The following is an 11,759-nucleotide window of genomic DNA, read 5'->3' on the forward strand; positions in this document are numbered from 1 at the left end:
AGCGGAGGTGGGCCTCCACCCGCACGGACAGGAACGCGTCCGGGCACCGGACAGTGCCGGACTCCCGCGTACTCCGGTCAGGACGAGAACGCCGCCGTCACCGGATGTGTGCCGCCCAGCGACCCACGCGGGCGTCGTCGAGCCACCGGGGATGCATGGGCAGCAGGCCGGTGGGCAACGCGTCCGGGGAGAAGAACGCCGCTTCGAGTGTCTCCGCTCCGTGCGCGCCCGGCGTGCCCTCCACGACCCGACAGCGGAAACAGGAGGTGACGAAATGGCTGACCCTGCCGGAGGGATACACGAAGCTCTGCGACTCGGGCTCGGAGTAGACGCCGATCAAGCCGGTGACCCGGACCCGCAGTCCGGTCTCCTCGAACACCTCGCGTGTGACCGCCTCCTCGACGGTCTCTGCCGGCTCCACATGGCCGGAGGGCAGTCCCCACATCCCGTTGTCGGCCCTGCGTTGCAGCAGCACGTCGCCGGCCTCGTCGAACACCACGGCCGCCACCCCGGCCCGGACGGTGTCCGGCCACGAGAACTCGGGGTGCTGCCACCTCCGGATCACGACCTCGGGATCGAGAAGGCCGGAGAGATCGGCGATCCGCGCGTCCGGGATCCGGAAGTCCCGCCGGGAGGGGAAGTCCACGGGCTCGGTGGAGACCAGGATCGCCCGCAGCCCCTGCTGGTGGGCCCCGAGAACGTCCGAGTGCGGGCTGTCGCCCACCACGACCGCTTGGCTCCCCTCGGAAAGCCCCTCCACGGCTGCGCGGAACATCGGCGGGTGCGGTTTGCCCACGACGTGTGGACCGCGGTCCGCGGCGGCCTCGACGGCCGCGAGAACCGCACCGGTGGCGGGGCGAGGCCCCGTCGGACCGGGAAACGAGGTGTCCGCGTTGGTGGCCACGAACCACGCCCCACGGCGGATGCGCCCGACCGCTTCGTCGAGATCGGAGTAGGTCAAGTTCTCGTCGCAGCCGACGACCACGGCCTCCGCCGGTTCCGAGGGGGAGGTGACGACCGCGATCCCCATGTGGCGCAGTTCGGTGGTCAACCCGGCGCTGCCGAGCACGAAGACCGACTCGCAGCCCGCCGCGCGCAGACGGGCCGCGGTGGCCCACCCGCAGGTGACGATCTCGTCGAGGACGAACTCCACTCCCAGCTCGGCGAGCCGCCGCAGCAGCTCGTGCCGCGTGGGACGGGGGTCGTTGGTGAGCAGGCGCAGTTCCTTGCCCGCTGCCCTCAGCCGCGCCAGGGTCTCCACGGCCCCGGGCAGGGGCGCGTCACCGAGACGGACGACCCCGTCGAGGTCCACGAGGAACGCGTCGAAGTGCTCCGCCGGCGACCCCGGCGGGACCCACCCCTCTCCGAGCGCACTCAACGCTCGGTCCCCGAGCGCGGAGTGTCCCGTTCCCGGGCACCGGCCCGCTGGTCAGCGCGGTTCTCGAACTCGGTGAGCGCGGAGACCAAGGGGGCGAACGCTATGCGGTCGGCGGGCACGGACACGTAGGTGACGTCGGCGACGGCGTCCAGCCCCCTCACGAGGAAGGCGTAGGTGTGCCCCTCCTCGAGCAGCAGCACCATCGGGGTGCCGAGAGCGGCCGCCCACCCGATCTCGACATGCGTGCCGGGTGATGCGGGATCTCCGGGGAAGGCCACGAACAGGTCGCAGTCACGGATCTGTTCGTAGTCCAGTCGGGTGCATTCGCGGGGCTGTAGGAACTCCCTGCCCCACCCCTCGCGTTTGTGGGCGTTGTGGACGACGTAACCGCGCTGTTCCAGCAACCGGATGAGCGCCTCGTAGCGGTTCCGTTCGAACGGGCGCATCCGCCCCTCGGAGTCCACCAGGGATTTGAACGGCCCGGCGAGAAACACCGATCTCGGCCCGGAGCTTCCGGTCGTGCTCGGACTGCCCGTGTGGGACTGACTGTTCACTTCTCCCCCGTCACGATCAGGAAGGGTGGGTTCCTGCGTTCGTTCCCCTCGGCGAGCTCGTCCTCCGGACCGTGGCCCCCCTCCCACAGGGGCTGGTGCGTGGTGATCCCACCGAAACCGGCCTCGGCGAGCACGTGGTGATAGGTGGAGGGAGGCCAGTGGTGGTCGATCAGCTCCAGGGTGTGCCCGTCAGGGCGGTACAGCAGGACACGGCGCCGCTGGCCGGGGGCGTAGCGACGTCCGGGGTCGCCGCTGCGGAACGTGGAGAACCGCACCCCGGTGGTGTTGGGGTTGGTGTCGAGCACGGCGTAGCGACCTCCGGGACGCAGCACCCGATGGATCTCGGCGGCGATGCGTCCGATGCGGTCCAGGGAGCCGATGTTGATGAACACGTAGCAGCACATGGCGGCGTCCACGCTGTCGTCGGGCAGGAAAGCGAGCCGTTCGTCGTGGACCAGCCGGTAGTCGATCCGGGGATGCGGCCGCTGCCGCCGCGCGATCCCGAGCATCGCCGGTGAGGAGTCGACCGCCACCACGGTGGACGTGCAGGCACCGACCACGCGCTCGGCGACCTTGCCGGGCCCGCAGCCGTAGTCGAGGACACGGGTGACCGCGGGATCGCCGATCCCCAGCGTCTCGAACACGAACGGGTATCCGATCCTGCGCTCGGGCAGGTCGTCGTAGGCCTCGAACCCGGCGGCGACCTCCTCGGCCTGCCAGCTGGTGCTCATCGGAACACCTCCCCGGCGGGCACCCTGTCCCCCCAGCGCCAGCCCAGCAGGCGCACATAGCTCGGATCGAGCGCGTGCAACAGCTCGACGGTGACAGGCTCACCGTGGACGAGCCTGCGGTAGACCTCGAACAGTCCCAGTACCTGGGCCCAGTACTCCGGCAGTCCGGAGTTCGTGAGTCCGCTGTCGAGACGGTGACGGTTGGTGCGCAACGCCTCCTCGATCTCGAGCACCTCGCCCAGCACCTCCCAGTTGTTCCGGTCGGGCATGGCCGGCAGGACGAACGGGGGATCGACCTCCCCCGCCGGATCGGCGAGCACCGCCCGTACGTTGTCCTCGTCCGAGGCGTACACGTGCAGGGATCCCACCGTGTGGGTGTAACTTCCCGGTCGCACCCCGAGCTCGGTGGCCATGAACTCCTGCAGGAAGGTGAAGGAGAACAGGTCACTGACCAGCCCGCGGTAGGCGTCGTTGGCCCGCATGTAGGAGACGGCGTGCAGGGCACCGTCGCGCAGCAGGAACTGGAGCCCCAACGTGCAGGCGACGTCGATGTTGTCGGCGACCCACAGCTCCTCGGCCCCGAAGATCTGCAGCACCGCCCGCTTGGTGTCCGGATCCCCGCGCAGCTGCTCGGTGACCGTGCTCCACTGGCTGGTGCCCGGGCCGGCACCGAGGATCCGCGCGCCGTAGGCGGTGCCGGTCAGCGAACGGCCGTCCATGGAGTAGCGGCGTATCCCCGGGGCGTAGTAGCCGATGAACTCCAGGTCGTTCCGTCCGGACAGGTACCACAGCGCCTCGGCGAAGTTGAACACGATGTTGGTGCGCCGTGCCGGCACGAACGGAACCCGCTGTCGCGGATCACGCAGAACGAACTGTTCGGCCAGCCGTTCCCGACTGGCGAACCCCCGCGGGGCGTTGCGGAAGGTGGGCTCCAGAAACACCCGGCGCAGTCGGTCCACATAGGCACTGTGGAAATCGGCGTAGTAGCCGGACTCGCTGGCTCGGGTGAACTCGGGGTCGGTGGTGGTCACCCTGCTGCTCCCTTCGCCGGTGTTACCCGGGACAGGTTCGGCGGTCGACGACCTCAGCCGTCCTCTCAGCCCGCTTCGGCGCGAGCTCCCGCGTGGCGCACGGCCGACGGTACCCGACGGTGATCACCATCACGCAAGTCCACAGCGGACCGAAACGGCGCTGACGCCGCCACGCACCACCGGCACGGGGCGCCCGGGTCACACGGAAGGAGCCCGGTTCTGCCTCCTTCCGACCAGCACCGGCCTGTCGTCGGTGTCCTGACCGCGCAGGGACACGCTGTTGGCGAACTCCACCTCCACCGTCCCGCCCCGGAAGCGGAGGGTCAGGGTGTCCGCGTGCGGCGTCCCGAGGAAACGCCAGATCATCCGCAGCGTGTCCGGCTCGGGCCAGGCCGCCGAACCCGCGACCCGGTTCCACCGGGGAGGGCGGTAGACGCCGCGGTCGGTGGAATAGGACAACAGCACCGGAAGCGCCGACAGGCTGCTGCGCGACTCCACCCAGTGCCCCACGCCGCAGAGTACGGAGTGACGTCCCCGTTCGTTGTCCACCACCACCGAGCACCGACGTCGGTCGATGTCGAGGGTGATCGCCTCGACACCGAGCTCGTTGTCCGCGAACACGTAGCGACCGGACCGCTCGGTGCGACCGACCGGGGCTCCCTCTGCCACGGGATGCCGCAGCCCGGCCAGTTCCTCGTCCCACCGCCGCCCCGGCGTCGACGGCGCGGAGTCCATGGCGGGCAACAACCGCCCCCAGGCCAGGTCGAGCACCGTCCCGTGGCGCTGGGCCGTGGTGGCGAGCACGGCGTCCTGGTCGGGCATGACCACCGAGCACTGGTCCAACGCCCCGTGCGCACGGTAGGTGTTGTGCCTGCCGCGCCAGAACAGGTACCCGTAGCCCACCGACTCGTCCGGTGAGCGCCCCAGGGTGTCGACCTGCTTGGCCGTGGCCCGCTCGGCCCAGCAACGGGGCAACACCCGACGTCCGTTCCAGACCCCCCGGCGCAGGTGGAGCTGTCCCAGTTTGGCGATGTCGGCGGTGGTCAGCGCGAGACCACTGCTGACCACGTTGGCTCCGTCGGTGAACTCCTCCCAGAAACCGACCCGGATGCCGAGCGGTTCGAACAGCCGTGGGCGCAGGTACTGCCGCAGGTTCAACCCGGTCACCCGATGCAGCATCGTCCCCAGTGGAAACAGGGCTCCGCTGCTGTAGGCGAAACGTGTTCCGGGGGCGTGGTCGATCGGCACCTCCAGCACGGCCCGGGTCCACTCGGTGCTCGGTGCCGAGCGGGGCAGCCGCAGACTCCGCAGCGGGTCCCGGCGGTGTCCGGCGGTCATCGTCAGCAGGTGCCTGGTCCGCAACTGTCTCAGGTGCGCGGAGGGGGTGCCGCCCACCAGATCACCCACCACGTCGATCACCCGGTCGTCGAGGCGGAGCAGGCCCTCCGCGAGGGCGAAACCGACGGCGGTGGCCACCACGCTCTTGGTCAACGAGTAGGTCAACTGCGCCGCGTCGGGGACGTAGGGGTGCCACCACCCCTCGGCGACCACCCTTCCCCCGCGCAACAGCATGAAACTGTTCCCGGCGAACCCCGCCTCCTCCAGTCCCCGGGCAAAGTCCAGCACCCCCGCCGGGTCGACTCCGGCCCGCTCCGGGTCCACCCGGGACAGACCGTCCCGCGAACACGGCTGTCCCTCCGCCGTTCCCTCCGCCCTGGGACCCCAACCCGCCGTGACAGCGGTGATCCCCGTTCCGAGCCGTACCAGGAAGCCACGACGTGTGAACGCGCTCATCCCCCCATTCGACACCCTGCAACCGGTCCACACCCCACCGGCCACGCCCGGCGTCCCCCACCAGGGGAGAAACACAGCCCCCTTTCGGGGGGCGTTCCCCTGGTGAAGTGCCACCGGCGCGCTCTCCCGGACGCGGGCAGCGCGCGGACGCGAGAGGTCTCACCGCACCCGGGTCCGCTCCCCGGCGATGGCGGCACTGAGCGGGGTGTCGGGGAACGACCGCACACCGCGTTTAAGTTCGGCGAAGCCGGGCCGGTAGGCCAGGGTCGTCACCGCGTCCCAGAGCCGCAGTGCCTCCTGTCCCTCCGGTGGCGTGTCGATGACCGGCCCGAAGAAGGCGGGCCCGTCCGGTGGGGCGAACGACAGGATCGGGGTTCCCACCCCGCCACCCGCGCGGTCCACCGCCGCGTGCGTCTCCTGCCGGATCACCTCGTCGTACTCGCTGTCGCTGGCCGCCTCCGCCAGGGCGGTGTCCAGTCCGAGCCGGGACAGCACCGCCCCCAGGTCCCGCCGCCGGGCTGTCTCGGCCAGTACCGCCTCGAACGTGGCCCGGGAGGGAGCCGGCGCGTCCCAGACCGCCTGTCCCAGTTCCCGGTAGAGCTCCCCGACGATCTCCGGGCCGTAGAGCCGCTCGGCGGCCACCACGAGCCGCAGCATCTCCAACCCGCGCTGGTGCGCCTGTGGGTAGTCGGCGGGTTTGTCCGCGTAGCCGATCCCCTCGTTGAGCACGCGCAGCGACAGCGGACGCCAGCTGACCTCGACGGAACGCAGCGAGACCACCTCCCGCACCCACTGGGAGGTCACCCAGCAGAACGGGCAGACCGGATCGAAGTGGAACTCCACCTGTTCGACAGCCATACGACGTTCTTCCCCCGCCCCTCCGTGTTCGACCCACTCGCCCCGTTTCCGGAGGCACGGGTTCCATGGCAACACCGCGGCGGAACGCCCGCCAGCCGTGGCCGGCCCGTCCTCCGGCGTGCGCCTCCGCCGGGACAGTGGTGTGCTGGTCCCACGGTTTGCCCCCACCGTCCCAGGAGGTCCGATGCCGGACGAAACGGTCGACGCCGTCGTGGTGGGTATGGGTCCCGGCGGCGAACAGGTGGCCGGGCAGCTGGCGGCGGCGGGCCTGGACGTGCTCGGGGTGGACCACCGCCTGCTCGGCGGGGAGTGCCCCTACTTCGCCTGCATTCCCACCAAGATGATGCTGCGGGGATCCGGGGCCCTCGCCGAGGCCCGACGTGTCCCCGGGCTCGCGGGCACGAGCCGGGTGTGGCCGGACTGGACGCCGGTGGCGGACCGCATCAGTGAGGAGGCCACCAGCGGGTGGGACGACCGGGACGCCGTGCTGCGGTTCGAGGGCACCGGTGGTCGGTTCCTCCGTGGTTCCGGCCGCATCACCGCACCGGGTGAGGTCACCGTGACCACCTCCGAGGGTGAGCACGTCGTCCGCGCACGCCGGGCGATCGTGCTCAACCCCGGCACCGAACCGAGAGTCCCTCCGGTGGAGGGGTTGGCGGAGACCCCGTTCTGGACCAATCGGGAGGCCGTGCGCGCCCGCCGGCTTCCCTCCTCGATCGCGGTGCTCGGCGGCGGGCCGGTGGGGGTGGAGTTCGCCCAGGTGCTGGCACGGTTCGGCACGGAGACCACCGTGATCGAGTCCGGCCCCCGGCTGCTCTCCCGCTACGAGCCCGAAGCGGCCTCACTGCTCACCGGACTGTTCACCGACGAGGGGATCACGGTGCGCACCGAGGACCCGGCCGGCCGGGTCCGTCACGACGGAAGTCGGTTCACCGTGGAGCTGTCCTCGGGCGAGACGCTGTCCGTGGAACGGCTGCTGGTGGCCACCGGACGGCGCACGGACCTGACAACTCTGGGTGTGGGAACACTGGGCATCGACGAGAACGCGGGCACCGTGGAGGTCGACGGGCTCATGCGTGCCGCCGACGGGGTCTGGGCCGTCGGCGACGTCACCGGCCACGGGGCGTTCACCCACGTCTCGGTGTACCAGGCACGTATCGCGGCGGACGACATCCTGGGGCGGGACCCGGTCCCGGCCGACTACCGGGCCTCCCCCGCCGTCGTCTTCACCGACCCCGAGGTCGCCGCCGTGGGACTGACCGAAGCCGAGGCGCGGGAGCGGGGGGTGCCCGTGCGCACCGGCACGACGGAGATCCCCTCCTCGACGCGGGGATGGATCCACGGGCCGGGAAACGCCGGTCTGATCAAGGTGGTGGTCGACACCGAACGCGACATCCCGGTGGGAGCCACCGTGGTGGCCCCGTCGGGTGGAGAGGTCCTGGGGGCACTGGCCGTGGCGGTGCAGACGCAGGTGCACGTGGCCCAGCTGCGTCGGATGATCCTGGCCTTCCCCACCTTCCATCGGGCCCTCGAGTCCGCGCTGGACGATGTGGACGGATAGTTCCCCGCCACCCCGGGTTCCGTCGGCCCGGGGGACGAACGCGGTTGCTTCCTCACCGGGAACGGCGCAGCAGCCGCTCACGCACCAGGGTGACGTGTTCGCGCTGGGCAGCACCGGTGCGGTGGGCCAGAAAGCCCGTGTTCACCGGGGGGTCGACGGGCTCCAGCAACGGAACCAGCTCGCCGGACCCGAGTTCGGCGGCGCACAGGTACCGGGGCAACACGGTGACCCCGGCCCCGGCGACCACGGCCGCGCGCACACCGCGCAGATCCGGAACCACCACCGCCGCCCGCGTGGTCAACCGCCGGTGGAACACGTGCCGCCAGTACCGGCGGAGGATGGGCAGGTCCTCGGCATAGGTGACCAGTGGTGCCTCCTCCACGGCCCCCGGCTCCTCCGGGGTGAGCGGTCCCAACCGCTCCGCCCAGCTCGGGGAGGCCACCAGCACGAACTCCTCGTCCATGAGCGGGACGGCGGTGACGGTGCGACCGCGTGGCCGCACGGACGAGACCACCAGGTCGAAGCGCCCGTCCCGCAGCCCGTCGAGCAGTTCGTCGGCCAGGCCGGTGGTGATCCGCAGCCGCACTCCCCGCTCGACGAGGTCACCCAGCGCCGGCAGCGCGCTCACGCACAGGAACTCGGCCGGGCCCGCCAGGTGCACCGGCTCGGCGGGCACCCGCCCGCGTTCCCTGCCGCGCTCGGCCACGGCGGTCAACGTGTCCAGCGGGCCCGCCACCTCGGCGGCCAGCTCGTCGGCCACCGTGGTGGGGACCACCCCTTTGGGCACCCGCTCGAACAGCCGACGCCCCAGACGTCGCTCCAGGGTGCGCACCTGGGCGGTCACGGTGGGCTGGGACAGCCCCAGCAGCCGGGCGGCGGCGGTGAACGCCCCGGAGCGGTACACGACGAGAAAGGTACGCAGCAAACCCAGCTCCGGGGGAGCGCCGGTGCTCCCCGGGCCGAGGTCCCCGGCAGAGCCATCATCGTTCCTATGGGCCATAGCGGAAACCCTATTGGCCGAATAATGGAAATGCGGCCTACGGTCGAGACCGTGCCCCCGAACGGCCCAGGCCACCGAGTCAGGGCCCGGAAAAGAGCTTCGAGGACGAGGAGAGTGGGAACATGGCCAGGATCCTGTTCGTGATGACCGGCGCCGACCACTGGACGCTGGCCGACGGGACACAGCACCCCACCGGCTACTGGGCCGAGGAGTTCGCCGCCCCGTACCGCGTGTTCACCGAGGCGGGACACCGGGTGGTCGTGGCCACTCCCGGCGGTGTTCTTCCCCCAGTCGACCGTTCCAGTCTGGCCCCGGAGGCCAACGGCGGCCAGGAGAAAGCCGACCGGGTCGCCGCCACCCTGGACTCCGCCGCCGAACTGCGCCAGCCGGTACGGCTGGAGGACGTGCGGCTGGAGGACTACGACGCGGTGTTCTACCCGGGCGGTCACGGCCCCATGGAGGACCTGTCCGTCAACGGGGACTCCGCCCGGCTGCTGACCGACGCCCTGGAGTCGGGCAAGCCGTTGGGGGTGGTCTGCCACGCCCCGGCGGCCCTGCTGGCCACCGAGAGCGGAAACGGCACCAGCCCGTTCGCCGGCTACCGCCTCACCGGGTTCACCAACGTGGAGGAGAAGCAGGCCGGGCTGGCCGACAAGGCCGCGTGGCTGCTCCAGGACAGGCTGGTGGCTCTCGGAGCCGAGTTCTCCGAGGGACAACCGTGGGAACCCAACGTGGTCGTCGACCGCACCCTGCACACCGGCCAGAACCCGGCCTCCTCCGAGCCGCTGGCCGAACGGATGCTCGCCACTCTGGCGTGAGTCAGGGGCGGACCCCGGCGGCCGAGGCCGGGGTCCGCCCGGCACACCGGCGCGGAGAACGCCTCCGGTCACGCCCAGTCGGAAAGGACCGAGATGCGCATCACCATCGCGGGTGGACACGGGAAGATCGCGTTGCGGCTGACCGCTCTGCTCCACGAACGGGGAGCGGAGGTGTTCGGGCTGGTCAGGAAACCCGAGCACGCCCCCGACGTGGAGGCCGCCGGGGCTCACCCGCTCGAACTCGATCTGGAACACGCCGGCCGGGACGAGGTCACCCGGCTGCTGCGGGGCACCGACGCGCTCGTGTTCGCGGCGGGCTCGGGGCCCGGAAGCGGCGTCGAACGCAAGTACACCGTGGACCGGGACGGATCGGTACTGCTGGCCTCGGCCGCGGAGGAGGCCGGAGTGCCGCGTTTCGTGCAGGTCTCCACAATGGGTGCCGGACGGACCCCGGACCCGGACGCCGGAGAGGTCTGGCAGGCCTACATCGACGCCAAGACGAGCGCCGAACAGGACCTGCGCTCCCGGAACCTGGACTGGACCGTCCTGCGTCCCGGCGCGCTCACCGAGGATCCGGGACGCGGTCTGGTCACACTGTCCTCCCCACCGGTGGCTCCCGGCCGGGTTCCGCGTCAGGACGTGGCCGCCGTGCTGGCCGAGTTGCTCACCACACGGCGGGCGGGCGGACGGACGCTCGAACTGACCGAAGGGGACACCCCTGTCGCGGAGGCGGTCGCCGCCCTGGGAGGTCCCACCGGCCACGGGTAGCCGTCCGGCCGGACCCCGCCCCCACCGCCGGAGGGTGGACTCCGTGGCGCACCTTCCTCCGAGCACCTCCTTTCCCAGGAACAACCAGCACGTGTCAGGGACACGTCAGCGTCGCGTCAGCATTGCCGGCCACCATGCACGCCACGCAGGACGACCCGGCAACGACGCACCCACGCGGCAGGTGCGTGTTCACGTGAGGGAAGGAACTTCGGTGGCGGACCACGGCAGGACGCACGAGGCACCCCGCGAGGGGAGCCGCACTCCCCCGCCGGGCGAAACGCTGGCGATGGGAACCGTACCGGCCGAACACGGTGTACCGGGGATACACGGGCGCGACTTCGTGTTGCGTCGACTCCGTTTCCCGGCGGGAACGAGCACGGGATGGCACTACCACCCCGGTTGCCTGTACGTGATCGTCGAACACGGCGAACTACTCCACTGCGAACCGGACGGAACCACACGGTGCTACCGTGCTGGGGACGCCTTCGTGGAACCGGAAGGACCCGACTACGTCCATTGCGGTACCGCCGTCGGTCCCGAGACGGTGCACCTGGCGGCCCTCTACCTCAATCCCCGGGGCGGCGAACTCGTCGTACCGGCTCCCCCTCCCCCCGCCTGGGCAAGCGACCGGGACTGACCCGGGCCCCGCATGCTCCCGTTCGACGTCGCCGGTCCCTGGCACGGACGGTGCGTGCCGGCCCGTAGGATCCGGCCCGACGCCGACGTGGAGGGGACAGTGATGCGGGCCGTTGTGTTCGACGAGTTCGGGGCCACCCCCGAAGTACGCACCGTCCCCGACCCGGATGTTTCCCCCGACGGGGCGGTCGTGGAGGTCGAGTCCACCGGACTGTGCCGCAGCGACTGGCACACCTGGCAGGGCCACGAGTCCGAGGTCGCCCTGCCGCACGTGGCCGGGCACGAACTGGCCGGACGCCTCGTCGAGGTGGGCTCGCTGGTGCGTGGCTGGCATCCCGGGCAGCGAGTCACCGTCCCGTTCGTGTGCGCCTGCGGCACGTGCCACCAGTGCGCCACGGGGAATCAACAGGTCTGTGCGCACCAGTTCCAGCCCGGAGTCACCCACTGGGGATCCTTCGCCGAGCGGGTAGCCGTGCGGCGGGCCGAAACGAACCTGGTGGCCCTGCCCGACGAGCTCACCTCCACCCCGGCCGCCGCTCTCGGCTGCCGGTTCGCCACCGCCTTCCGGGCGGTCCTGCGGCAGGGGGAGGTCCGGGCGGGCCAGTGGGTCGCGGTGCACGGCTGCGGCGG

Annotated in this window: 12 protein-coding genes; 5 read left to right on the top strand and 7 right to left on the bottom strand. The window is 71.2% G+C overall.

What is annotated here, in order from left to right; translation table 11 throughout:
* Positions 1–97 precede the first annotated feature (97 nt).
* The 6 genes from CEP50_RS10045 to CEP50_RS10070 all read right to left on the bottom strand — a co-directional run bounded on the left by CEP50_RS10045 (position 98) and on the right by CEP50_RS10070 (position 6,346).
* Entirely contained in the window at positions 98–1,378 is a 1,281-nt protein-coding gene (locus tag CEP50_RS10045) for an HAD-IIA family hydrolase (protein WP_146134786.1), read from the bottom strand.
* Complete coding sequence (locus CEP50_RS10050; RefSeq protein ID WP_106113692.1) at positions 1,375–1,824, bottom strand: nucleoside 2-deoxyribosyltransferase; 450 nt, start codon at positions 1,822–1,824, stop codon at positions 1,375–1,377. The genes CEP50_RS10045 and CEP50_RS10050 overlap by 4 nt, the downstream gene beginning before the upstream one ends.
* 104 nt (positions 1,825–1,928) lie before the next feature.
* The gene (locus CEP50_RS10055) at positions 1,929–2,663 is read right to left on the bottom strand and encodes a class I SAM-dependent methyltransferase (RefSeq protein ID WP_106113681.1); all 735 of its coding nucleotides are present in this window, start codon (positions 2,661–2,663) and stop codon (positions 1,929–1,931) included.
* Positions 2,660–3,694 carry a thymidylate synthase gene (locus CEP50_RS10060; protein ID WP_106113682.1) on the bottom strand — a complete coding sequence of 345 codons (1,035 nt, stop codon included), beginning with the start codon at positions 3,692–3,694 and terminating at the stop codon, positions 2,660–2,662. Before CEP50_RS10060 ends, CEP50_RS10055 begins: the two co-directional genes overlap by 4 nt.
* Before the next feature lie 198 nt (positions 3,695–3,892).
* Positions 3,893–5,488, bottom strand: a complete 1,596-nt coding sequence (locus CEP50_RS10065; protein WP_106113683.1) for a serine hydrolase domain-containing protein — start codon at positions 5,486–5,488, stop codon at positions 3,893–3,895.
* Positions 5,489–5,647: 159 nt separating this feature from the next.
* The gene (locus tag CEP50_RS10070) at positions 5,648–6,346 is read right to left on the bottom strand and encodes a mycothiol-dependent nitroreductase Rv2466c family protein (RefSeq protein WP_106113684.1); all 699 of its coding nucleotides are present in this window, start codon (positions 6,344–6,346) and stop codon (positions 5,648–5,650) included.
* 184 nt (positions 6,347–6,530) lie between these two features.
* Between CEP50_RS10070 and CEP50_RS10075 the strand changes: the two genes are divergently transcribed.
* Positions 6,531–7,907 carry a dihydrolipoyl dehydrogenase family protein gene (locus CEP50_RS10075; RefSeq protein ID WP_106113685.1) on the top strand — a complete coding sequence of 459 codons (1,377 nt, stop codon included), beginning with the start codon at positions 6,531–6,533 and terminating at the stop codon, positions 7,905–7,907.
* Between the two features lie 52 nt (positions 7,908–7,959).
* Here CEP50_RS10075 and CEP50_RS10080 read toward each other — a convergent pair whose 3' ends face one another.
* The gene (locus CEP50_RS10080; protein ID WP_181188315.1) at positions 7,960–8,907 is read right to left on the bottom strand and encodes a LysR family transcriptional regulator; all 948 of its coding nucleotides are present in this window, start codon (positions 8,905–8,907) and stop codon (positions 7,960–7,962) included.
* A gap of 122 nt (positions 8,908–9,029) precedes the next feature.
* On the opposite strand from CEP50_RS10080, the gene CEP50_RS10085 reads away from it, so the two are divergent.
* The 4 genes from CEP50_RS10085 to CEP50_RS10100 form a co-directional block, all read left to right on the top strand.
* Positions 9,030–9,725 (top strand): type 1 glutamine amidotransferase domain-containing protein, encoded by a 696-nt coding sequence (locus CEP50_RS10085; protein ID WP_106113686.1) that lies wholly within the window; start codon positions 9,030–9,032, stop codon positions 9,723–9,725.
* 93 nt (positions 9,726–9,818) lie between these two features.
* A complete protein-coding gene (locus tag CEP50_RS10090; protein ID WP_106113687.1) occupies positions 9,819–10,493 on the top strand; it encodes an SDR family oxidoreductase in 675 nt (224 codons plus the stop codon).
* Between the two features lie 211 nt (positions 10,494–10,704).
* On the top strand, positions 10,705–11,130 hold the full coding sequence (locus tag CEP50_RS10095; RefSeq protein WP_106113688.1) for a cupin domain-containing protein: 426 nt from the start codon (positions 10,705–10,707) through the stop codon (positions 11,128–11,130).
* 102 nt (positions 11,131–11,232) lie between these two features.
* On the top strand, positions 11,233–11,759 hold a 527-nt coding region (locus CEP50_RS10100), incomplete at its 3' end, for an alcohol dehydrogenase catalytic domain-containing protein (protein WP_181188316.1).

Source organism: Actinopolyspora mortivallis (assembly GCF_003001495.1).
Lineage (GTDB): Bacteria > Actinomycetota > Actinomycetes > Mycobacteriales > Pseudonocardiaceae > Actinopolyspora > Actinopolyspora mortivallis_A.

Excerpts from the sequence above, each read along its gene's own strand:
- CEP50_RS10085 (WP_106113686.1), top strand. The coding sequence starts at position 9,030 with ATGGCCAGGATCCTGTTCGTGATGACCGGCGCCGACCACTGGACGCTG.
- CEP50_RS10075 (WP_106113685.1), top strand. The coding sequence starts at position 6,531 with ATGCCGGACGAAACGGTCGACGCCGTCGTGGTGGGTATGGGTCCCGGC.
- CEP50_RS10055 (WP_106113681.1), bottom strand. The coding sequence starts at position 2,663 with ATGAGCACCAGCTGGCAGGCCGAGGAGGTCGCCGCCGGGTTCGAGGCC.
- CEP50_RS10080 (WP_181188315.1), bottom strand. The coding sequence starts at position 8,907 with ATGGCCCATAGGAACGATGATGGCTCTGCCGGGGACCTCGGCCCGGGG.
- CEP50_RS10070 (WP_106113684.1), bottom strand. The coding sequence starts at position 6,346 with ATGGCTGTCGAACAGGTGGAGTTCCACTTCGATCCGGTCTGCCCGTTC.
- CEP50_RS10090 (WP_106113687.1), top strand. The coding sequence starts at position 9,819 with ATGCGCATCACCATCGCGGGTGGACACGGGAAGATCGCGTTGCGGCTG.
- CEP50_RS10065 (WP_106113683.1), bottom strand. The coding sequence starts at position 5,488 with ATGAGCGCGTTCACACGTCGTGGCTTCCTGGTACGGCTCGGAACGGGG.
- CEP50_RS10050 (WP_106113692.1), bottom strand. The coding sequence starts at position 1,824 with ATGCGCCCGTTCGAACGGAACCGCTACGAGGCGCTCATCCGGTTGCTG.